At 61.8% G+C, this 22,466-nt stretch carries 21 protein-coding genes and 2 pseudogenes; 13 read left to right on the top strand and 10 right to left on the bottom strand.

Annotated elements, in window-relative coordinates; genetic code table 11:
* Positions 1 to 9 precede the first annotated feature (9 nt).
* From CG51_RS19220 to CG51_RS12745, 8 genes are all read right to left on the bottom strand, one after another.
* Entirely contained in the window at positions 10 to 2,016 is a 2,007-nt protein-coding gene (locus tag CG51_RS19220; protein WP_051930559.1) for a restriction endonuclease subunit S domain-containing protein, read from the bottom strand.
* Positions 2,013 to 2,918 (bottom strand): Abi family protein, encoded by a 906-nt coding sequence (locus CG51_RS12775; RefSeq protein ID WP_035745605.1) that lies wholly within the window; start codon positions 2,916 to 2,918, stop codon positions 2,013 to 2,015. Before CG51_RS12775 ends, CG51_RS19220 begins: the two co-directional genes overlap by 4 nt.
* 175 nt (positions 2,919 to 3,093) lie before the next feature.
* Positions 3,094 to 5,208, bottom strand: a complete 2,115-nt coding sequence (locus tag CG51_RS12770) for an N-6 DNA methylase (protein WP_211254207.1) — start codon at positions 5,206 to 5,208, stop codon at positions 3,094 to 3,096.
* A 46-nt stretch (positions 5,209 to 5,254) separates the two neighbouring features.
* A complete protein-coding gene (gene scpB, locus CG51_RS12765; protein WP_035745603.1) occupies positions 5,255 to 5,893 on the bottom strand; it encodes an SMC-Scp complex subunit ScpB in 639 nt (212 codons plus the stop codon).
* A 2-nt stretch (positions 5,894 to 5,895) separates the two neighbouring features.
* Positions 5,896 to 6,813: a DUF1403 family protein gene (locus tag CG51_RS12760; protein WP_035745601.1), complete on the bottom strand. Its 918-nt coding sequence runs from the start codon at positions 6,811 to 6,813 to the stop codon at positions 5,896 to 5,898.
* A 217-nt stretch (positions 6,814 to 7,030) separates the two neighbouring features.
* Complete coding sequence (locus CG51_RS12755; protein ID WP_035745599.1) at positions 7,031 to 8,050, bottom strand: TniQ family protein; 1,020 nt, start codon at positions 8,048 to 8,050, stop codon at positions 7,031 to 7,033.
* Positions 8,047 to 8,925: a TniB family NTP-binding protein gene (locus CG51_RS12750; RefSeq protein WP_035745597.1), complete on the bottom strand. Its 879-nt coding sequence runs from the start codon at positions 8,923 to 8,925 to the stop codon at positions 8,047 to 8,049. The genes CG51_RS12755 and CG51_RS12750 overlap by 4 nt, the downstream gene beginning before the upstream one ends.
* Positions 8,918 to 10,564 (bottom strand): Mu transposase C-terminal domain-containing protein, encoded by a 1,647-nt coding sequence (locus CG51_RS12745; protein ID WP_035745595.1) that lies wholly within the window; start codon positions 10,562 to 10,564, stop codon positions 8,918 to 8,920. Before CG51_RS12745 ends, CG51_RS12750 begins: the two co-directional genes overlap by 8 nt.
* A gap of 271 nt (positions 10,565 to 10,835) precedes the next feature.
* Here CG51_RS12745 and CG51_RS12740 point away from each other — a divergent pair, with 271 nt between their 5' ends.
* The gene (locus tag CG51_RS12740) at positions 10,836 to 11,894 is read left to right on the top strand and encodes a site-specific integrase (protein WP_226937282.1); all 1,059 of its coding nucleotides are present in this window, start codon (positions 10,836 to 10,838) and stop codon (positions 11,892 to 11,894) included.
* Positions 11,895 to 11,913: 19 nt separating this feature from the next.
* Here CG51_RS12740 and CG51_RS20100 read toward each other — a convergent pair whose 3' ends face one another.
* Entirely contained in the window at positions 11,914 to 12,180 is a 267-nt protein-coding gene (locus tag CG51_RS20100) for a hypothetical protein (protein WP_131389347.1), read from the bottom strand.
* Between the two features lie 38 nt (positions 12,181 to 12,218).
* A complete protein-coding gene (locus CG51_RS19600) occupies positions 12,219 to 12,710 on the bottom strand; it encodes a ParB/RepB/Spo0J family partition protein (protein ID WP_158212556.1) in 492 nt (163 codons plus the stop codon).
* Positions 12,711 to 13,046: 336 nt separating this feature from the next.
* On the opposite strand from CG51_RS19600, the gene repA reads away from it, so the two are divergent.
* The 12 genes and pseudogenes from repA to CG51_RS12685 form a co-directional block, all read left to right on the top strand.
* A complete protein-coding gene (gene repA / locus CG51_RS12730) occupies positions 13,047 to 14,231 on the top strand; it encodes a plasmid partitioning protein RepA (RefSeq protein ID WP_035714014.1) in 1,185 nt (394 codons plus the stop codon).
* Positions 14,231 to 15,196 carry a plasmid partitioning protein RepB gene (gene repB / locus CG51_RS12725; protein ID WP_035714011.1) on the top strand — a complete coding sequence of 322 codons (966 nt, stop codon included), beginning with the start codon at positions 14,231 to 14,233 and terminating at the stop codon, positions 15,194 to 15,196. Before repA ends, repB begins: the two co-directional genes overlap by 1 nt.
* A gap of 264 nt (positions 15,197 to 15,460) precedes the next feature.
* Positions 15,461 to 16,591, top strand: coding sequence for a helix-turn-helix domain-containing protein (locus CG51_RS12720; protein WP_248783380.1), 1,131 nt, complete (start codon positions 15,461 to 15,463; stop codon positions 16,589 to 16,591).
* 106 nt (positions 16,592 to 16,697) lie between these two features.
* Positions 16,698 to 17,378: an SOS response-associated peptidase gene (locus CG51_RS12715; RefSeq protein WP_035714009.1), complete on the top strand. Its 681-nt coding sequence runs from the start codon at positions 16,698 to 16,700 to the stop codon at positions 17,376 to 17,378.
* The gene (locus tag CG51_RS12710) at positions 17,362 to 17,961 is read left to right on the top strand and encodes an ImuA family protein (RefSeq protein ID WP_051911372.1); all 600 of its coding nucleotides are present in this window, start codon (positions 17,362 to 17,364) and stop codon (positions 17,959 to 17,961) included. The genes CG51_RS12715 and CG51_RS12710 overlap by 17 nt, the downstream gene beginning before the upstream one ends.
* A 117-nt stretch (positions 17,962 to 18,078) precedes the next feature.
* Complete coding sequence (locus CG51_RS21060) at positions 18,079 to 18,738, top strand: Y-family DNA polymerase (RefSeq protein ID WP_338085415.1); 660 nt, start codon at positions 18,079 to 18,081, stop codon at positions 18,736 to 18,738.
* Between the two features lie 91 nt (positions 18,739 to 18,829).
* Positions 18,830 to 19,360, top strand: a complete 531-nt coding sequence (locus CG51_RS21055; RefSeq protein ID WP_306424946.1) for a hypothetical protein — start codon at positions 18,830 to 18,832, stop codon at positions 19,358 to 19,360.
* Positions 19,360 to 19,545, top strand: a pseudogene (locus CG51_RS19595) (PHP domain-containing protein); the annotation flags it as partial. The gene CG51_RS21055 and the pseudogene CG51_RS19595, both read left to right, overlap by 1 nt.
* A gap of 179 nt (positions 19,546 to 19,724) precedes the next feature.
* The gene (locus CG51_RS19590) at positions 19,725 to 20,348 is read left to right on the top strand and encodes a GntR family transcriptional regulator (RefSeq protein ID WP_084684238.1); all 624 of its coding nucleotides are present in this window, start codon (positions 19,725 to 19,727) and stop codon (positions 20,346 to 20,348) included.
* Between the two features lie 108 nt (positions 20,349 to 20,456).
* On the top strand, positions 20,457 to 21,020 hold the full coding sequence (locus CG51_RS12695) for a biotin transporter BioY (protein WP_035714005.1): 564 nt from the start codon (positions 20,457 to 20,459) through the stop codon (positions 21,018 to 21,020).
* A 2-nt stretch (positions 21,021 to 21,022) separates the two neighbouring features.
* Positions 21,023 to 22,042: a biotin synthase BioB gene (bioB, locus tag CG51_RS12690; RefSeq protein ID WP_035714096.1), complete on the top strand. Its 1,020-nt coding sequence runs from the start codon at positions 21,023 to 21,025 to the stop codon at positions 22,040 to 22,042.
* A gap of 139 nt (positions 22,043 to 22,181) precedes the next feature.
* Positions 22,182 to 22,466: pseudogene (locus CG51_RS12685) on the top strand (transposase); the annotation flags it as partial.

Here is a 22,466-nt window from a genome sequence, read left to right as displayed (position 1 = left end):
ACCATCCGGTTACTCCCGCTCGAACAAGCTGGGCGTGTTGGTCGAGACTGTCCGCGGGCCGGTCCCTTTGGGGACAAGGCCGTGGCGGCGCATCCAGTCGAGCCAGGTCTGCAGGTCGGCCTGCTTAAATTTGCCCTTCTCCGGATGCCTGTCCTGCAGGAAACCCCGGATGATGGCGGCGTCGTCAGGTTGCTTGCCGTCAATCAGCGCATCGTTCCAAACGGCGTAGAGGGTTGCGACGGCCTCGGTTGCCTCGGTATCCTTGCCCTTGAACAGGTCAACAAGCTGCCGAAGGGTATTTGTCTTGCCGCCCAGTGCCGCCGCAATGGCATCGCGATGGCTCCCGGCGCGCGACATCTGCAGAAACGCCACCTTCTCGCGATCGACACCCGTGCCTTCCCTGGTGTCGTAGTAGCCGTCCTGCCGCAGGCCCAGTTCGATTTCCTGCACCATGGCGTCGTCATAGGGGCCATAGCGGTACCGTTGATAGCGACCGGCAATGTCGTTGATATTGGCATGCGCCTCGGCGAGGAACATCAGCTTTTGCAGCTTCGTGCGCCCAAGGTAGGGATCGGCGCCAAGGCGATTAACCACGTCGGCAGCGACCAGTACACGGATGGTGCGACGATCTGGAATGGCCACGGGCCGAAGGGGCACGACTTCACCGCTTGCGCGAGGTTGTGCAGTTTCCACCGGCCGCGCATGGGCAGCTACGTCGATCTGGCCAGTAACCGCAGCCGTGATCAGCGCAGCGCGGTATTCGCGCAGTTTCGTGATGGAGGCGGACTGAAGTTCCAGCAGCTTGTCGATTTTCATCAGCGCCTGGTCAATCTCACGCAGAATTTCATTCTGAAGACCCCGCGGCGGGACTGGAACACGGACCTCTCCTACCTGCGAGAAGCCCAATCCCTGCTTTAAGCCGTACTGGAAGAAATCGAGTTGCTTTTGGCCAATTCGCGAATAAAGGATGTGGGCCAGCAGCTTTGGCTCCATCAATGCGGGTCGTGCCCGCAGGAGGCAGACGTGCTGGTTGATGTAAGCAGGCTCGGTAATCTGCTCCAAGTATCCTACAGCACCGGTGCGCCCACCCGTGATGCACACCAGAACGTCTTTGGCCTGTAGCCGCGTCCGTTTCGCCTCGGCTCCGCTCTGCGGTTGGATCCGTTGCGCGGTATCAAGGACGACCTCCATGCTGCGGCCGATGTTGCCACTTTGAAGGAACAACTCGCCCTCGTCGGAAATCAGGTCGCTCCAACCGCGCGAACCTGATGTCATGAAGCTTATGACGTGCTTGACCCGCCTCACCGACCAACCGTCGGTGCGGATATCGGTTGCGTACGTCTCAGGCGTGATCTGCATCACCGGTGCGTTGAACTGCTCAAACACCTGCAAGACCGCGTCCATCCTATTGGCCGCCAAGATGTCGGAGAACCGCTGCTTCTTCTCGATCAGCGCGTCGATCCGGGCAGTTTCGGCGTCGAGGAAATCGGCGATCTGCTTCTGGGTGGCGAGGTCGGGAACAATGACGGGTATATTCGCCCAATCATAGGATTTGATCTGAAAGGAGTTGGGCCGAATGCCATAAAGATATCGGGTGTAGATCCGCAAATAGAATTGCGAACGCAGAAGGTGGTGCACGAAACGGCGGTCAAGCCGGTCAGATATGTTGTAGACCCCATATGCCGGGCTGACGTAGCCAAGATGGTCGGAAACGCCCAAACCAAGATGGTTCAACCACATCGAATTAACAGCCAGCTGGCCCGGCCTCACGACCCGATAAGTTTCGACCTCATCGTCCGCACGCTTGCGCTCTTCGGCGTCGTAATCCTTTGGAGTGACACCGTGGTATTCGGACACGGAGAGCATTTCGCCAACGGGTTCCTTGCCATTGCGCTCCTTGCTTTCCGAAAAAAGGAAACGGAGCCGCTCGACGGTCCAACCGGCCGGAACCTCGGGAAGCTCGTTTTCTTCAATCAGTCTCTGTCGGACGAGGTGTTTGGCATCGTCGAGTTTCATGCCCCCACCCTCCAAGCCGTCCGGGCCCCCCAATCGGCCGGAAAGCCCATCGCCGCCGGATCGGCCTGTGGGCATCCGTCGATCAACGCCACCAGCCGCCCGCGCCAGCCGCTGTCGGGGGCCGCGACACCCAGCAGGTGATCCAGCATCACGAGGGTATTGTGCAGCATCCGCTCATGGGCGCCGCGCATCGCCACCGGCAGCGTGGCCGGGAACTTCGGCACTGCCATGGTCACTGTGAACCGCTTGTTCCACAGCCGCCCGTGATGGGCGCAGATGTTGCGTACATAGCTCATGTGATGCGCGAACGAGATCAGCGCCTTTTCATCCAGCCCCAGGGGCTTGGCGATGGCCTGGCGGTCCGCCCGCAGTTTGAGGTTGCCCAACCATTTCGACAGCTGGCCGAACGAAATCAGTTCAGCCGCCATCCAGATCGGCGGCAAAACCGGGTCGGTGTATTTGGTGCGATAGTGCTCGGCGAAGGTATCCTTCGACCACTTGAACTCGTCCGACAGCGACGTCACGGCGCGGGCGTGACGGTCGCGACTGTCATAGAGCGCCTGATCCAGATACCCATGCGAGCCATGGGTCATCGCCATGTGATGCGCCCATCCGGCGCGCAGGGCGACCTCCACCCGCTCGATGGCATCCATGACCAACAGACGCAGTTGGCGGTCAAAGACGTAGAGGGCAAGCACATCTTCGAACCGCGTGCCGGGCCGGAACGCATGATCACCCGCAGCGGCCGGGGTCTCGTAGGTCAGCCAGTAGGCGCGCAGCCGGTAGTAGGAGATGTGCTGCAGGTAATGACGGGCGGCGGGTTCATCATCGATCACCATGCCGCGACGACGCAGCAGTGCGAGTTGATCGGTGATGGATGTGGCGGGTTTGGTGAACTTCATCGGGCCACCATGCCGCCGATTTCGGCACGAATGCAGGCCCCATAAACAAGTAACCCGCCAGGGTGCGCAGTACAAAGCCGAAGCTCTGCCCGAGGCGTGGCGGGTCTTGTTGAAGCAACAGTTAGTCGAGGGTTGTCACCAAAGCAATAACGAACCGCACGCAGACACGAAAATTTCACACCGTCACCTCGGACAACAGGGTGGCGATCTCGGACTCGAGCGACTTCAGTTCGGCGTCGATCTCGGCCAGGGGGCGCGGCGGGACGTAGCGGTAGAAGTAGCGGTTGAAGTTGATCTCGTAGCCCACGCGGCCGACCTGGCCGTCGCGGTCGTCGGTATACGCTGTGTCCACCCACGCGTCAGGCACGAACGGACGCACCTCGCGGTCGAAGTATGCTTGCCAGTCTTCCAGCAAGGGGACAAGTTCATGATCCCGCAGACTGGTGTCGGGCTCGGGGTTCCCGTCCTTGTCCCGGCAGATCGCCGCGTCTTCATCCGGTGTCGCGAACTGCGCCAGGACGGCCTTGCGCACAGGCGCGCCGATCTTGATTTTTGCTTCGCGCAGCATCCTGGTCAGAGCCTTGTCGAAGTCGACGCGGTCCATGAACACCTCACCGCCCAGGTCGGCCTTCAGAGCGACCAACAGGTCCTGCCGTTCCGAAGCGGTCAGCTTTTCCATGGCCCTGTCCTGCGCGAGCGCGATCAACGCCTCGTCTGTGACCTCGAAACGAAGGCGGAGGGGCCGTTCCACCCGGATTTCACGATAGCCGAAATCGGTGGTCGGGAAGATCTTGGACACGTCGCCATAGCCCGCATGGCCGTTCAGATACTCGCCGTAGATCCGCACGATCTCTGCCCGGGCCTCGTCGGTGATTTCCCGACGTTTCGATCCGAGGGATTTGCGCATTGAGCGCCAGAACCGTTCGCCTGAGGCATCGATCAGTTGTACCCGGCCGCGCCGATCAACGGGCTTGCGGTTGGTCAGGATCCACACATAGGTCTGGATGCCCGTGTTGTAGAAAATGTCAGTCGGTAGGGCGATGATCGCTTCGACCCAGTCGTTTTCCAGCATCCACCTCCGGATCTCGGACTCACCCGATGCCGCGCCGCCGGTGAACAGCGGCGATCCGTTCATGACGATGCCGATGCGCGAGCCATTTTCGTCATCGCGCATCTTCGCAATCATGTGCTGCAAGAACAGCAGCTGACCGTCGGAGATGCGCGGCAGGCCTGCACCGAACCGACCCTTCATTCCACGGTCTGCGGCCTCTTCCTTGATCGGATCCGCGTACTTCTTCCAGTCCACACCATAGGGCGGGTTAGACAGCATGTAGTGGAAGGTCTGCCCCTTGTGCGCGTCCTGGATCAGCGTGTTGCCGAATGCGATGCGCGACGCGTCGTGCCCTTTGACCAGCATGTCCGATTTGCAGATGGCGAAGGATTCCGCGTTCAGTTCCTGGCCGAACAGATCGACGTGCAGGGTGGGGTTCATCTCCACCATTCGTTCCTCGGCGATCGACAGCATCCCACCCGTTCCGCACGCTGGATCATATATACGGCGCACGATGTGCCGCCCGGACAATGCCCCCTGATCGTTGGCGATCAGCAGGTCGACCATCAAACGCACGACCTCCCGAGGGGTGAAGTGCTCCCCTGCTGTTTCATTGGACATTTCTGAGAAGCGACGGATCAGCTCCTCGAACAGATAGCCCATTTCGAGGTTAGATACCGCTTCCGGGTGCAGGTCGATCTGGCTGACGCGGTCGAAAACCGCCCATAGGATACCGGCATTATCCAGCTTCTTCAGTGCTTCGGTGAACTCGAACTTCTCAATGAAGATGTCGCGAACGTTCGGACTGAACTTAGCGATATAGTCGATCAGGTTGGCCCGAAGCTGGCGTGGATCTTGTCCCCGCAAAGAAGCGAAGGTGAACTGGCTCTCGTTATAGATCTGCCCACCCGGCGAGGCGATGGCCGTCAGGATCATCGCGCGCGCTTCGTCATCAGTTTCTTCGGGCAGCGTAGAAGCCGTTTCCAGCACGACCGATTTGGTCGGCTCCAGAAGGCAGTCGAGGCGCCGCAGAACAGTGAAGGGAAGGACGATCTTGCCGTATTCGGATTGCTTGAAATCCCCACGCAGGATTTCCGCAATGGACCAGATGTACGCGGCGTTGGTCTTGATCGTTTCCTGACTCAAAATTTCACCTTCCAAAGTCCTCGGAAGGGCCTGTTTGCCTTCAACTTCCGCTGTTCTGCCTTGCATGACGATACTCGCGGTCTCGACGTCCATCAACCCAGCTTTCGCCCATGCCGCATACATCTGTGTAAAGGATGGCCTATTCTGGCCCGTCAGAAGAAATAGGGAAATCCAGATCAATCTCTCCCACCGGTTTCAGCAGCCCGGCATCTTCCAGCGCTTCAAGGTCCGGCAGGTCGCGCAGCGTCTCCAGCCCGAACTGCACCAGAAACCCGGGCGTGGTGACGTAAGTGTAGGGCGCACCGGGTTCGGGGCTGCGCGGTCCGCGGGCGATCAGGTCCTGGCGGTGCAGGCGGGCGATCAGATCTCGGCTGATCTCGCGCCCCGTGAGGCGCGAGATCGCGCCGCGGGTCACCGGCTGCATATAGGCGATGATGGTCAGGACGAGGGCTTCGTTCTGCGTGAATTCTCGGACAGCGTCATCCTCGCCGCGCGCGACGCGGATCGCCACCGCATGGTGCGGCCGCGTGCGGAACTGCCAGCCTCCCGCAACGCGCGCGATCTCGTAAGGACGCCCCGCCAGTTCCGCCGAAATATCCTCAATCAACAGATCCAGCGCACAATCCCGGCCGACCACGCGAGCCAGTATGTCGCGCCCGACCGGCTCAGAGGCCGCGAACAGTACCGCTTCGACCCGAGCCATCCATTCCTTCCAACGCAGTGCCTGCGGCAGGTCCGCGAGTTCGATGTCCAGCGGCTCAGATGATTTCGGGGTCATTGTCACAACCCGTAAAGCCGAAAGGTCGACCGCCCGGTCAGTTCACGCACCAACCCCAGCGAGGTCAGCCGATCAAAGAGCCGCCGCGCCGCACGATCACTGGCCTCGGCCCCCGCCTGAGCCGCCAGCGCATCCTCCGTCAGGAGCCCGGTGGTGATGGATGCTGTGTCCTTTCCCGGCCGCCGCAAATGCGCGGCGCGCAACGCATCGGCGCGGCGGGTCAGCTCGATGTGCAGATCGAAGGCGGCAACCGCCCCCCTGCCCCAGGCACTTGCGCAGGCCGCAAGCCACGCCTCCCCTTCCAGCCGGAGGGCTGCCCGCGGCAAATGAGCGGCGAGCAGCGGCACCGGCCGGTCCCAGCCGAGTGCCCGAGCCAAAAGCGCATCCGCCAGCCAGAGCGCCAAGCCGCGATGGACCGGTCCGAGGGCGAGAGCCTCGCGCGCGGCCTCGGCGGCAAAGCGCAACGGCTGGGTCCGCCCGACAAAGCGCGCTCCAAGTTCGCGCAAGACCTCAGCACTCGGCCCGGATGGCAGATCGAAGAAGCCGGGCAGCCGGCCTGGCCACTCGGCGGATCTCAACGCCCGCGCCTCGCCCAAGGCGCGCCAACCGAGCAGCATCCGCCCGGCGGGGCCGGGATCATCGCCGGGTTTACACAGCGCCAAGGCATCACGCAGTTGCGCCTCACCCTCCCGGCGCCCTTCCAACTGGGAAACTGCCACTGCGCTCGAGAGCGCCAGTCGCTTGCGCCAGAGGACGCCGACCGGATCCTCAGACCGGGCAATCGAGTCCAGCACAGCAAGGGTTGCCCCGGCAGAAAACATCGCTGTTTCAACCTCATCTCGGCCCGTACCCTGCCGGATCCAGCGCGGTAAGGCCGGAGGATTTCGGGGCGGCAGGGGAGATCTTGCGGCAACTTTCATGGCTGGACGCTAGCAAGTATCGGCGTTTTATGCTAGTTTTACTCGCAATATCCGCCGCGCCTGTCATTCCTACATAATATCCAATAAGATTGTATTATCGGATGTATTGCTCTTTTATAGAGAGATGCCCGTTCTGATCGCCAAAACAGCCGGAATTCGCTGTCGGATGGCCAGAATTCGTGAGATTCAAGCACTTCGTCGAAGAGCATGCCGGGGTTCATGAGATTCTGGCGCGGTATTCATGAGACTGGACGCGCCGGTATTTGTGAGACTGACCCCGTCTCGATGGTTTCGCAACGATCTGGCGCGCGCTCTCGTCGCGCTGAGCACGCCAGAGACGGGCAGAGATACGCCTTCTCAACGAGAGAGGCCATGAGCTGAGCACAGCTTGCACCCGCCCTTCCCCGTCCGCATCACTGGCGAGCAGAACGTCGATCGCTCGCGCGACAGGATCTTCAGCGATCCGGCCGATGCCAACGGTCAGCGCGAAGGATTGCAACAGCGAGCCCTGAGCGAGGCTGCGCGGCCCAGACAGGACCGGTTTCGTCAGCACCGGGGCCACCCGATCATATTCGGGAACGATCACCGTTAGCGCCTGTCGAGTGATCGGCGTCGTGAGGAATTCGTGGTAGTCCCGCCGGGTCTGGAGCGACATGCGCGGTTGCTCCCTCAGGGACAGCGGCGAGGCACGCCGGTGTCGCGCCGTCAGCAGCGCCAGCATCTCGACCGGGCCGAAGCCCTGCTGCCCGACGCCATGCGCCCAGGCCTCGAGAACGGTCGCACCGGCCTTCGCAGCCCTCTCCAATGCGGCCATCGGCCCGGTGCCCAATATGGCCGGAAGCGAGCCGCCGGCGGCATCCTGTAAGTCCGCGACGTGGACCGCACAGTGAAAGGCCCAAGGCAGCGCCGAGGTTCTTCGACGGATGTCCGATGGGCAAGCCGGGCAACGACGTCCATGCCCGCGCGCGATCATCATACGCGCTTCAGGCAGCAGATCCCAAAACGTCATCGCCCGCACAGCTTCAGGCGAAAGGCCAGTCCGTGCCGCGATCAGAGCCCCCTGCCCTTCCGAAAGACGCCATTCCAGGTCGAACACGTCGTGCCCCTGCAGGCCAAGCGCGGAGACAAATTCCGAAACAGTCATGGCGTAGAACGGGGCCATGCGCGCGGCCCAGGAGGACAACCGCTCGTCGGCGTCGGGGACGTAGACAACCGGCAGGCGCCCGCACCGCGTCACACCGGCTCTCCCAGGACCGACTGCAACCGGTCGCCGCCCAGAATATCGCGCGAGAGGATGCGTTCCTCGCCGCTTTCGATGGCGGCGATCGCCAGCTGCGACAGGATCGAAAAGATGCCCGAGGTGATGCCGCCGGTCACCTTGATGATCCGCGTGAGCGCCTGTCCGTCGATCTGGCTTTCGCGTCGGAGCGGCAGCGTGCGCGCGAGCGTACTCATCAGCCCGTTCAGATCCTCGCCCTCCCGCCAAGGCGGCAATGCGAAGGCCTCGAAGCGGCGCACTAATTGATCATCGGTGCGCAGCGCGTTGCGAGCCTGCGCTGTACCGACACAGACCAGCGGGACGCGCAACTCGTTGCCCAGAAAGCGCAGCATGTTCAGGAATCTCGCCTGTTCTCGGATCGTCCCCGCCTGCAGGCTGTGGATCTCGTCGATCACCAGCATCCCTGGGCGCAACTCGGCGAGCAGTCGCAAGGCCAGGCTTTCCAGCACGGAGAGCGTCGCCCGCGGCGGTTCCGGGGCACCAATCGCCGCCAAGAGCCGGCGGTAGAAGCGCTGCTCGTCGGGCCCGGATACCATCTGTACGGCGACGACCGGCATATGCAGCCGTCCGCTCACCTCCTCGAAGCTGGCCGCGTGATCGCGGGTGAACTTCTCTATGATCATCGTCTTGCCCATGCCGCTCTCGCCGACAATGAGCAGGTTCGGCATGCGGGCACGCTCGGGAAACGACATCAGCGTTTCCAGCTTCTCCAGGGCGGCCTCGGCCCTGGGATAAGAAATCCAGCGGTCGGCGCGAATCCGAAGAATACGGTCCTCGGCGCTGAGCGCGGCGATCTTGCCGGCTCCCGGATAGAGATGCGGGAACTCAGTCATCGTCGTACCATTCCTCGACCTTGAAGCCGGGGTGGCTGAGGAACGGGCTCCCCTCCCCTTCCGGCGCGGGCAGGGCATCTCGCGCGGCGGCATCCGGTGTCACATCGATCATCGATAGGGGCGCCAGATGCGCCCGCCGCGCCTGATGGCGCCGCGTGGCTTTGGTCTGCCGTACGGCGGTGTCGACGAGCTCGCGCTGCGCCTCGATCGTCCTGAAAATCAGTTCCTCGTCCACAGAACGGCGCCCAGCCTCGCGCAGCGACCGCCGCGCCGCACGGTGTTCCCAGAGCGTGATCGCTGGCCGTGTCAGGTCCGCCGGTCGGGCTTCGATGATCCCCTCATCTGTCAGGACGAAGATGCGCGAGAGATCGCGCGGGTCGTATTTGAGCGTGAACTTGCGGCTCTCCCGGCCCATCAGCCAGCGCAACTCGTCCGACCAGTAGCGGATGTGAAACAAATGCAGACCGTTGCGCTGCAAAACCCGCTGCTCGGAGGGCAGGAAATCGACCAGGAACTGCTGTAGATCGGCGGGCATGCGGATCGGGGCCTCGTTCACCCGCGCCGCCCAAGCCGCCGCAGGCGTGGTTTCCAGCGCGCTGTGGACCCGCGCATGGTAGGAGCCGGTGATTTCGAGCGCGAGCCAGGTCTCCAGCTCATCGAGTGTCATCACCGCCTCGGCTTCGGCATCGAGATCGCCGCGCTCGAAAATGTTCGAGAAATGCGAGCCCGGCAGCAGGTGAATCGCGCCCATCATCGTTCCGATCAGCCGCTCGATATGGCCGCCATAGCGCGGCGTTCCCGGTGGTCGGTGCCGCAGATCGATCTGGTATTCGGAACTGGCCCGCTCGAAGGCGCCAGCGTGAAACTCCGCGCCATTGTCCACGTAAATTGCGCTCGGGATACCCTGCGCAGACCAATCCGTGCTGATTCCGCGCGCGGTGAGCCAATGCGATTTGTCCATCACCGCATGGGTCAGACACAGCGCAACGGCCAGAAGCGAAGGAGGCTCCAGTGACAGGTGAAACCCCAAAATCATGCGGGTGTTCACGTCGATTGCCACGGTCAGCGTCGGGCGACCGAGCGGGCGCCGCGTGACCGGATCGACCACCGTTACGTCGGCCTTGGTATGGTCGATCTGGACGATTTCCAACGGGTGGCTCGCAGCGAGACCTCCCGGCGTGGCCAGATGGCGTCGCTCGGCCTTGTCCTTGCCTTCTCGCCGGGACATCAGCTTAGCTTGGTCGCGCCCCTCCAGCCAGCGATCCAAACGGCGGATCGAGGGCGGCGCCAGCCCTTGCGCCCGACAATCAGCGGCAACCTCGCGCCAGAACCGCGTCCTGGCAGGCTTGCGACGGGTGGCATAAAACCCCTTGAAATGGCGGAATACGATCTCTTCCACCGCCGGATCGAGGGGCTGCATGCCCGGCTTCGGCCCACGCGTGTTACGCAGAAGTGCACTGGTCCGCCCGTCCTCGCGAAACTGCTTCACCAGACGAAAGAGCGTGGATCGGCTGACATTCAGCTGATGCATGGCACATTCGACGGCGCTCGGGCTCAGCCGTTCAGGCAGCTCCGCCAACACCCGGGCGCGAAATTCGGCCTCTTCCCAATCCTTGTCAGCAACAGGATTATCGGACATGATCTGCTCCGTGCGCGGATGTCGGGCCGTCTCACAAACAATGAATCAAATCGGTGCCCAATCTCACATACCCTGAATCAGTCTCAGAAATGCGACGCAGGCAAACAATTGAAAACAAATGAATCTCAGTCTCAAAAACTCCGGCAGACCGACAATCCCACCCAAGACGCGCCAGCGAGGCCGTGCAGAACGCGAGCTTCTGTCTGCGCTTTTCCGGCGGCATCGCGCCTCAGCGCGCACACGCCGGCGCGTGCCGCCCAAGGAGATGGCCATGACAGATGAGGCATCCGATCTGGAAGACGCGAAGAGGGGCGCCCCCTCCCCTGCCCAGCTCGACCACCAGCCCCCTGCCCTGCGAGATCTCACTGAGCGGGCGCGCGGCTATGCTGCGGCCGCAAGTTCGGCCAACACCCGCAAGGCCTATGCTGCCGACTGGAAGCATTTCGCCGGATGGGGCCGGCGCGAGGGGTTGGACGCGCTGACGCCAAACCCGCAGGTCGTCGGCCTCTATATCACCGCCTGCGCTTCCGGCGCGAAATCGGTTGGCGGACGCAAGAACGCGGTCTCGACCATCGAGCGCCGCCTTTCGGCGCTGGTCTGGGCCTACACCCAACGGGGCCTGAACCTTGACCGGCGCGACCGTCATATCGCGACGGTCCTTGCCGGCATCCGCAACAGCCATGCCGCCCCGCCGCGCCAGAAGGAGGCGATCCTGCCCGAGGATCTTTTGGCCATGCTGGAAACCTGCGATCGGGGCACCCTGCGGGGCCTGCGGGACCGGGCCATGTTGCTGATCGGCTTTGCCGGGGGATTGCGACGGTCCGAGATCACCGGGCTGGACGCGGGCCGGGATCAGACCGAGGACGGGCGCGGCTGGATCGAGGTTCTGCCCGGCGGGTTGCTCGTCACTCTGCGCGGCAAAACCGGCTGGCGCGAGGTCGAGATCGGTCGCGGGTCGTCACCCGCAACCTGCCCGGTCAAGGCGCTGGAGGACTGGCTGAAGTTCGCGCGTATCAGCCAGGGACCACTGTTCCGTCGTGTCACCGGCGGCGGAAAGGAACCCGGCGCGTTCCGCCTTAATGACCGCGAGGTCGCAAGGCTGGTCAAGCGGGCCGCTCAAACAGCGGGACTGCGGGGCGATCTGCCCGAGAAGGACCGCCCTGCCCTCTTCTCCGGCCACAGCCTTCGCGCCGGTCTCGCCTCCTCAGCCGAGGTCGACGAGCGTCATGTCCAGAAGCAGCTCGGCCACGCCAGCGCCGAGATGACCCGCAGGTATCAGCGCCGCCGCGATAGGTTCAGGGTGAACCTGACCAAAGCAGCAGGTCTATAACTAAACGTCCGGGATGCGACTACGGCTCCAGAGACCCTGCACGCTCGAGCAATTCGCAGAGTCGCTCGACATCAGCGGTGCTGTCAAAGCTTGCGACAAGTTTTCCTCTCCGTCCACCGCGCGTCAGGGAGATGCCGACAGGCATACCCATGGCAATCGATACACGATGCAGCAGCTCAGGGCTGATATTTTGAACTTGCCCGCCGACGTTTTGCTTCACGACTGGACGCAGATCCTCGCGCTTGACGAGAAGCTCAACCTCGCCAACCGATAGACCTTGTTCCACTACCTACTGTGCGAGCTCAATGGGCAGCTTCGACGTTATCAGCGCACATGCCTGCCCCCTCGGCAGCCGCTTGTCACGCAACACATCTCTAGCACTGGCTCAGACAGCGACAGCAAGCGGAGAAGATTGGCGATATGGCTCCTGCTCTTGGATATCGCATCTGCGAGCTGCTCTTGAGTATGCCCAAATCGGTAGATCAGCAGTCGATACGCCTCGGCCTCTTCTAGAGGACTCAATTTTGCCCGTTGAATGTTTTCTATCAGCGCCACTTGAAGCACTTCATCATCGTCGAAGTCTCTGACGACCACCGGCACCACCGAAAGGCCGGCTAATTGGGCCGCACGCCAACGGCGCTCTCCTGCATCAATCTGGTAGCCACCAGTTTGATGTAGCTGTCTTCCTACCAGTGGCTGAATCACTCCCTTCTGCCGGATTGATTCCGCTAGTTGAGCCAGTGACTCGCTGTCGAATTTCTTTCTGGGCTGATCTGGGTTGGCAGAAACCTTCGAGACCGAGACAACTTGCCCCAAAGGAGCACCGGAGCCTTCAGGTACGGTAAGCGGGGCCTCGGCAGCGGCCAGAAACGTCGAGAGGCCACGTCCAAGGCGGCGGGTTTAAGGAGATTCGCTTACTCTTGTTTGCCTTCCTGACATACCCCAGCAGGACGGCAGCCATGCCTAGAAGCTCAGCAATCTGCGGCGACCGTTTACAACTGTAAAATGTTCGGGCAGCCTCGCCATGCATCTAGTCTCTGTGCGCCAGCATAGACACTATATGCAGGAAACTCTTGACATAAGTCCGTGAATCACCGCCATTGTCATCAAGTGGCGTGAAAAAGGCCACATTTTCGGATTTGAGGCAACCAGATGATTCCCGTGACACCGCTATCCGCGGATCGCCCGTCAGCACTCGCTACTGACATCTCTGAGCGACTGAACGCCGCGATCAGGGAGCATCTCCTTGCTGCGTTCGCTCCAGACAACACCAAGACACTTCGCGAGTTCTCGGCCCCAGAGGTTGCGGAACTGCTGGATGTTTCCGGGCAGTTCATGCGGAAAGTTCATGCAGACGGCGTTCTGCCAGAACCCGCAACCAACCGTGGAGGACGCCGCTACTACTCCGGTCAGGAGATACTGCAGGCGCGCGAGATTCTTGAGCGAACCTCCCGGAAGAAGGGTCACTACTTGCCACGCCGGATGGAGGGCGAAAAGCTTCAAGTCTGGCAGCTGATGAACTTCAAGGGAGGGTCGAGCAAAAGCACGACGACGATCCACCTTGCCCACTACCTCGCATTGCAAGGCTACCGGGTACTGGTCGTTGACCTCGACCCCCAAGGCTCGCTGACGTCCATGTGTGGTATCAGCCCCGAGATCGAGTTCGATGGGCTCACGATTTATGATGCGATCAAATATGAAAACCCTTCGCCGATGGCAGACGTGATCGTGCAAACCTATTTCCCCGGGCTCGCGATCGCCCCTTCCCGGCTTGTCCTGTCAGAGTTCGAGACGGAATCCGCGGTTCATTCCAACCCCGAAAGGCCTTTTTACTTCCGGATCCGCGATGCACTCGCCCAGGTCGAGGCTGACTACGACCTGGTCCTGATGGATAGCCCTCCGCAACTTGGCTTCCTGACGATTTCCGGTATGGCCGCCGCGACCTCGATAATTGTCCCGATGACCCCATCGATGTTGGACGTTTCGTCCACTGCGCAGTTCCTTGAACTGGCAGGTGCTTACATGGGCGTCATCGAAGATGCCGGCGCGGAGCTCAACTACGATCACTTTAAGCTTCTCATCACCCGCGATGAACCCACGGACATCCCATCTCAGCAGATCACCTCGTTCATGCGGGCCCTGTTTCAGGATCGCGTCATGTCAGCCACCGCTCTCAAGAGCACGGCAATCAGTGACGCGACCATGCTCAAACAGTCTCTCTATGAGGTAGTTCGCTCAGATATGACCAGGGCAACATATGACAGGGCTCGGGGCTCGATGGACGCTATCGGCCGCGAGATCGAGACGATGGTCCGGCAAACCTGGGGGCGTAAGTAATGGCTCGCAAATCACTCAGCGGGATGACAGGCATCGCCAGTACGATCGCGCGCTCCACCACCTCGCCATCCGAGCGGTCGACCAAGATCACCGCGCCTGCACTCGGCGCCCTGCAGGGATCTCTCGCCGCAATTCGCGAGATTGAACCTAATTTGATCGACGACTGGGGACCTGTTGACCGGCTTACACCGTTTACAGCTGTAAACGATGATGAAGCGAATGACGGCCTCGAGAGCCTTACGAACAGCATCCGGGATCAGGGACAGCAGGTGCCAATACTGATCCGTCGGGCGAAGGCAGAAGGTCGCTACGAGGTCATTTACGGACGACGCCGGCTCGCCGCGTGTCGTGATCTGGGCATTAAAGTCAGAGCCAACGTCCAAGATCTGGATGACGCTACAGCGCTCATAGCTAAGGGCCTCGAGAACGCTGCCCGAAGGAACCTATCCTTCTATGAGCGGGCCCGGTTCGCCCAAGCGATCCTCGATGCCGGCCATCAACCAACAACAGCGAAGGCGGTGCTTAACCTGTCCTCCGCAGGTCTTTCCCACCTAACAAAAGTCACCCAGGCCGTACCTGCAGACGTCGGTTCGCTCATTGGTGCCGCACAGAGGTCCGGACGACCAAAATGGACTGCGCTGGCAGAACTCTTCATCGCTGGGAAGCTGACCGAGAAGACGGCTGATCGAATCCTGAGGACCGCAAATGAACGCCTGACCTCCGACGAGCGCTTGGACCATCTCATTCGCGAGGCGACAAAGCGCGGTGCACGACATGACGACATCGCCGAGAGCACCCCAGTCGACGGCGTCACGATCCGTTCTGGACGCAGCTCGGTGACGCTAACCGTAAAGCGAAGCGGAGCAACTGCCGAGTTCGCTTCCTGGCTGGACACCCGGCTTCAGGATTTCATCAAACAATCCTACGCGGAGTTCAGATCAAGTTCTCCGCAGGACGACGAATAACCAAACGAGGCAGAGCAGAAAGGAGGAAAGGCTAACAAAACAAAACCCCCGAAGCTGTGAAGCTCCGGAGGCTGCCGCGCCGAAGCGCATTCTCGATTAGACACCCTGAATCTAGCAGCCCCCGAATCACGAATCAAGAGCAACGCTTCCGAGCGAACGGGATAGTTTTGTCTGCTGATCATTATGAAGCACATCACATCCACGGTCCTTGCGGCCGGGGCGCAGGCGAACTGTGCCAAATCTGCGGAGCACTCGCTCCCCGGCATGGGCTCGATCACCCTGCAGCCAGCATTCCGACCTATCTCTCGTCGTGACATCATGGCCGCGGTCAACACATGCAGCCGCGATCTCGGCATCCGGCAAGGCGCGGTCATTGTCTTGGACGCTCTGTTGAGCTGTCTTCCCTGCAAGAGCGCAGATGGCCGAGAAATGCCAGTTTCTCCGACCACCCTGCTCACGGTCTATGCCAGCAACGAAACCCTGTGCTTCCGCGCCAAGGGCCTCACCGACCGCCAGTTGCGGCGGCATCTGGAGACACTCGAAGCCGCCGGCTTGATCCGGCGCCGTGACAGTGCAAATGGTAAGCGCTTCCCTGTGATGCAGCACGGCAAACCGATCGGCGCCTTCGGGCTAGACCTATCGCCCCTCTTCGCGCAGTCCGACGAGTTGCTCGCCCTTGCCCTGCGCCGCCGCGAGGAGGCAGACGAATTGCGCGGGCTGCGGGCCCAGATCCTCAGACTTCGCGCGGCCTGCGCCGAACTCCACTTGAGCGACACTGTCGCCACCTTCATCGACGGACTACGCAACCTCGTGCGGCGTACCTCACTGACACTCGTGGAGGCTCGGGCAGCTCTCTCGCAACTGACCGCTGTCCTCTCGTCACATGCAGCCCCACAAGCAGTCGTCCAATACGAAGTTGAAGAGGTTGAGCAGCGCCTGCACTCCAAAGCGGAAGCCGCTGATGCTAAATCCTGCGCGGAGACCACCACGGACCGCGCTCCAGACCAAGCGGTTCTCCAAGCCTTTCAGGCCCTCACCGCAAAAACTTGCGGCCTGCCGCCAACCGAACAAAAGCCCGCCTCTGACGGACAGAATGTCCGCCACATAGAGCAAGACTCAGATACAAAAAAAAGAAAGCGAGAAGTCGATGACCTTCCAAGTTGGAGAGCCCTGACCGAGGTCAGCGCTTTCTATGAAGAGCCAACAAGCGCCCAAGAGGCCAAACGCATCGCTTTCGAATTCGGAAGCATGCTGAGAGTAAGCCAGGAGATCCTCGCCAGCGCTGCAAGCAAGCTCGGGCTTTGGGAACTTCTCAGGCTTGAAAACCGCATGGCAAAGCAGATCGGAACCATCCTCAACCCTGATGCTTATGTGAGATCCGTCCTGCGGGCGTGATCCCTGACTGTGATCGGGTGGCCCTGAAACAGCAGGATAGACCGTTCGTGAGGAATCGGATAGGTTCGTTGATTGTTCTCATGCGGAAACGCTGCGAGGTGGAGTGATGTGCAATCTTTACGCTCAGACCAAAAGCCAGGACGCGATGCGTCAGGTCTTTCGGGGCGTGCTCGAAGACGGTGAGGATCTGATCGATACCGCAGGCAATCTCGCGCCTGCATCCGGCATCTTCCCCGACTATGCCGCGCCGATCATTCCCCGCGGTGAAGGACGGGATTGGACTTTGACCACGGCCCGATGGGGGATGCCGACGCCACCCGTCTGTCTGGCCGGCAAGCGCACAGACCCCGGCGTCACAAATATCCGCAATGTCAGCTCACCCCATTGGCGCAGATGGCTTGGCGTGGAACATCGCTGTCTCGTTCCATTCACCAGCTTTTCCGAACTCGACGCCCGACCCGGCGCACCTCGCAACAACCCGGTCTGGTTTGCCCTCGGCAAGGACCGCCCGATCGCCTTCTTCGCTGGCATCCACACCGAGTTGACTTCGGTCAGAAAGCTGAAGGAGGGAGAGGTGACAACTGACCTCTTCGGCTTTCTGACCTGTGAGCCAAATGAAGCAGTTCGACCAGTGCATCCCAAAGCCATGCCGGTGATCCTCACGCGCCCGGATGAATGGCGCTGCTGGCTGACCGCGGATACGAGCGAGGCTTTGAAGCTTCAACGGCCGCTGGCCAATGGTCTTCTCGAAATAGCCGCCGAGGGCACACGTGCGGAACCTGCGTGACCGTCTGCAGGCTGGAAGTGATGATTTGCTTCACCTGGTGAAGGGCCGCGTCCACGAAGTCGAGGGCCGGGGCCGAACCGGCTTTGCGCTGTTCCAGACCACGAGATTGCCAGGGCCGGTCTTCTGGATCGTGCTGGCGCATGATCGCGACCGGCCGATGCCGGGATCCCTGCCAGACGGTGTTGCCGAGCGGTTGCACTTCATCGAGGCGAGGGGCGAGACCGATCTGCTCTGGACGGTCGAAGAAGCGCTACGGGCGCGGCCAGTATCTTTGGTGATCGCCGCTCCAGAGAAACCAATCTCACTGACCGCGGGCAGGCGGCTCCAGCTGGCAGCCGAGGCCGGAGGCACCACTGGCCTGATGCTGATCCAGGAGGGCAGGGGAAGCAGTGCCGCCGAGACCCGCTGGAAATGTGATCCGCTACCCTCGCCTCTGGACTCGACTCGTCATCGCTGGATCCTTAATAAGAACAAAAGAGGAACAATCGGAATCTATGATGTGAGTTGGAATGGCACGACGGCTGCTGTCCATCTGGTTCCCCAGGCTGGCGAGCGACATCAGCCTGAGGGTCCGCCCCGTTGAGGGGCCTTTCGCGTTGACGCTCCGGGCGTCGAACGCGGAACATCTGCATTGCCTCAACAGCACCGCAAGCGCCGTCGGGCTCCACCCTGGCATGCCGCTGACCGATGCGCGTGCGGTGTGCCCTCGCTCTCCACGCGGCCCGCCGATCTGATCCGGGAGGGCAGGGCGCTTGAAGGCCTGCGGAGGTGGGCCAGCCGTTACGGGCCTCATGCCGCGAAAGACGGAACGGATGGGTTGATCGTCGATGTTTCGGGCGGGCCGCATCTCTTCGGTGGCGAGGTCGTGCTTCTGGCCGATCTTGAGGCTCGTCTCGAAAGGGCAGGGGTCTCATCGAAAAGCGCCATTGCCGAGACCCGGGGCGGAGCCTGGGCACTTGCTCGCCGTGGTGGCGGGGTGATCCCGGAAGGCGGGTTGCTCTCTCGGCTGGGCCCGACGCCAGTGAGCGCGCTGCGGATTGAAGCTCCGGTCGCCGACGGTCTGACCCGCCTCGGACTGCACAAGATCGCCGACCTGACCGCTGTGCCCCGGGCACCACTGGCGCGCCGGTTCGGCGCTGAACTTCTTCGCCGTCTCGATCAGGCGCTTGGGACCCAGGCCGAGCCTGTCGCAGCCGAAGCGGATGCGCCGCATTTCGGGGTGCGGATGACCTTGCCCGAGCCGATCGGGCTCACGGCCGATGTGATGGGGGTGCTGGACCGTCTTCTGATCCGGCTTTGCGACAAGCTGACATCGGCCCAGATGGGGGCCCGGGCTGTCCGGCTGGAACTGCACGCGTAGATCGTTCGGCTGCCCTGGTTAACGTCGGTATAGCCCGCGCAATGCGGGACCCGGCTCGGATCTCGGCCTTGTTCCTCAAGGGGGGGATAAGGTGGATTCCGGCTTCGGGATCGACGGGCTGCGCCTCTCCGCCACGGTGACCGAACCGCTGGCTCCCGAGCAGATCGGCAACGCGCAGGCGCGTGCGGAGGATGAGCTTTCCGACCTGATCTCGCGGATCGGCAACCGGCTGGGTTTCGATGCGGTGCAGCGTTTTCTGCCCGCCAGCAGTCGCATTCCAGAACGCAGCTTCCTGACCGTCCCTGCTGCCTATACGGCATCGGAAGCGTTTCCCCCGAAACGCCGCCCCCGCCGTCCCATCACCCTCTTCCCGGCGGAAGCTCTGGCCCAGGTCTCTGGCAGCCCTCCCGCCCGCTTCAGCTGGCGCCGGATGGGTTTCACCACCCTTCGGGCGCATGGCCCCGAGCAGATCACCCCGGAATGGTGGTTCGATGATCCGGCATGGCGCAGCGGTGTGCGGGACTATTGGCGGATAGAGACCAATGAGGGGCCGCGGCTCTGGCTGTTCCGCACCCCACAATCCGGATCTCGGAACTGGTATGCGCAGGGGGTGTTCCTGTGATTCCTCACGCCGAGCTTTGCGTCACCTCGAACTTCACCTTCCTGCGTGGTGCCTCGCATCCCGAGGAACTGGTGAAGCGCGCGGCCGAGCTTGGCTTTGCGGCCATCACCATCACCGATCGGAACTCCGTCGCCGGGGTGGTGCGGGCATTCTCGGCGCTGAAGGAACTGGCGCGTGTCGCTGAGGAAGCGGGCCAAAATCCTATTGGACAGGGGCCTCGTTGCCCTGGCCGATCCCAGGAGCGCGGCTCATGTTGTCCGACAGCAAGGTGGAATGGGGGCGCTGCCTACCGATCTGGCGGCCTAGACGATTCTGCCTTGTGAAGACCATCGACAAAGTGAGAATCTCATTTTATCTATAATTAATGACGGATAGTACCAAAGAAACCTTGGCTGACAAAATCAGCCGCATCCTTGCAGATCGGATTATTGCAGGCACGCTTTGTGCCGGCGACAAACTGCGTCAGGATCACATCGCCACAGAATTTGGCGCCAGCCATGTCCCTGTGCGAGAGGCGTTTCGTCGCCTGGAGGCGCAGGGACTTGCCATCAGCGAGCCGCGTCGTGGCGTGCGGGTTGCCGGCTTCAGCCCCAAGGAGGTCAGAGAGGTCGCTGGAATGCGCGCGGCACTTGAGACAATGGCGCTCCGCAATGCTGCGCCCAATCTGACCAAGGCAATTCTTGATAAAGCTGAGGAAGCAACGCGGGTTGGTGACCACGCCCCAGATGTGCAGAGTTGGGAGGAAGCCAACCGGCGCTTTCATCGGCTGATCCTCGAGCCCTGCGATATGCCGCGCCTGATGCGCAGTATTGATGATCTGCATGCCGCCAGCGCGCGCTTTCTGTTTTCGGGCTGGCGGGCAGAATGGGAAGCCCCAACCGATCGCGATCACCGCGCTATCCTGGCCGCTCTTCGCGCTGGCGACACCATGAACGCTTGCGCCATACTTGCGCGCCATGTGCAGTGGACGGGGCCAAGGGGGCGATAGCTGCTCCGATAATTATCTATAATAGTGCGAGGGGTCTTGCAGAAGACCCCCATCCATGTGCCTATGCAACGACGGATTCGTCATATTATAGATAATTTGGAGGGTCCAATGCCCACAATCACACCGTATTCTGGCACTGTAACGCCCCTGGCCCGCGTATTTCGCCCGCTGGCCATCGGCATTGCGGGCGTCACGTTGATGACGATTTCTGCCAAGGTGCAAATCCCGTTCTGGCCGGTCCCGATGACATTGCACACGATGGCGGTCATGGCCTTTGCCCTCCTGCTCGGCCCGCGCATGGCAGTGGCTATCTTCGCCGTATATTTCGCGGCGGGTGCCGCCGGCTTGCCGGTATTCGCGGGCTCGCCTGCGCGCGGTCTGGGTCTGACCTATATTGCCGGTCCAACCGGCGGCTACCTTGTCGGCTATCTGCTCGCCTCGGGCGTAACCGGATGGCTAGCTGTGGGACGGGGTTGGCTTGGCCAGACATTTGCGATGCTGACCGGGCTTGGCGTGGTCTACGGGTTTGGCCTGATCTGGCTGTCGGCCTTTGTGCCATCGGAGCAGCTTATGGCCGTCGGAGTCCTGCCCTTCCTCGCCGGAGATCTCGCCAAGATCGCTGTTGTAGGGCTTGCGGCTCAGGGGATGGCGCGACTGCGGGGGCTCAAGTGAGGCTGGATACATCCGCAAGCAGTGCGCTGCGCCACGACTGGAAAACCGATGAAATCCTTGCACTGCATGAGCTGCCCCTGCTCGAGCTTGTCGGGATGGCGAATGCCGCGCATCGCGCGCACCACGACCCGAACCGCCTGCAGAAGGCCAGCCTGCTGTCGATCAAGACTGGCGGTTGCCCTGAGAACTGTGCCTATTGTCCGCAATCGGCGCATCACCGCGATGTGGAGCTGACCCGTGAGCGTCTTATGGATCCGGCGAAAGTTATCGACATGGCCGCCACCGCGCGTAGTGCCGGGGCGGAGCGTTTCTGCATGGGGGCGGCTTGGCGACAGGTGCGCGACGGTCGCGATTTCGACGCCGTGGTCGAGATGGTGGCGGGGGTCAGGGCGCTCGGGATGGAGGCCTGTGTCACCCTCGGCATGCTCAAACCCCATCAGGCCGAGCGCCTCGCAGAGGTTGGCCTCACGGCCTATAACCACAACCTCGACACCAGCCCCGAATTCTACGGCAAGATCATCACCACCCGCACCTATCAGGACCGACTGGATACGCTGGCGACGGTGCGTAGTTACGGCATCGAGCTCTGCTGTGGCGGTATCATTGGCATGGGCGAGAGCGTGCGGGATCGCGCCTCGATGTTGCAGACGCTGGCGACGATGGTGCCGCATCCGGAAAGCGTGCCGATCAATGCGTTGGTGCCGGTCGCGGGAACGCCGCTGGCCGGACGGGCCCCCATCGACCCGCTGGAACTGGTCCGTATGGTCGCCACTGCCAGACTGGTGATGCCCGCCTCGATTGTGCGGCTGTCGGCAGGGCGCTCGAGCTTGAACCGCGAGGCACAGATCCTGTGCTTGATCGCCGGTGCGAACTCGATCTTTTACGGCGACACTCTGCTGACTACACCAAATGCGGGCATCGGCGAGGACGCAGAGCTCATCGCGGCGATTTCTACTCCATTCAGAGCGGGCGATCTGAGTTCGAAAGAAAACCCCAGTCACCAGACCCGCGCCGAGGCGTGAAGTTGGCTGCGAGGGCGACCGTATTCGCCCTCGCAGCTTGGTCGTGTCTCGGAAGTGGTGGAAATTGGCTGGCGGCGTAATCTCCGGGTGAACCAACACCCACCCAACCGGCGGCGGCAACCGCCAGGGAGATCACGCCATGAAGCAGAATACCGACAGCTCATCCTTTTCGCTACTGCCCGACGCAGGGGCGTATGATCCGATCGAGGATCGCCTTCGGGCAAATGTCCGTGCCACCATTGAGTCCATGTTCGAAGAGGAACTGGCCGACTTTCTTGGACGGCTCCGTTACGGCCGCGGCAACGAGCGGGCCAAGGGCATCGCGATCGGCAGCTGACCGGCACATTCGGCACTGAGACGGTGCGGGTTCCTCGTGCCCGGATCGAGAACGAGGGCGGCAAGATCACCGAATGGCGCTCGAAGG

Origin of the sequence: Haematobacter missouriensis, assembly GCF_000740775.1 — a bacterium.
Lineage (GTDB): Bacteria > Pseudomonadota > Alphaproteobacteria > Rhodobacterales > Rhodobacteraceae > Haematobacter > Haematobacter missouriensis.
The sequence above is the reverse complement of the archived record's forward strand: the minus strand, read 5'-3'. Positions and strand labels throughout refer to the sequence as shown.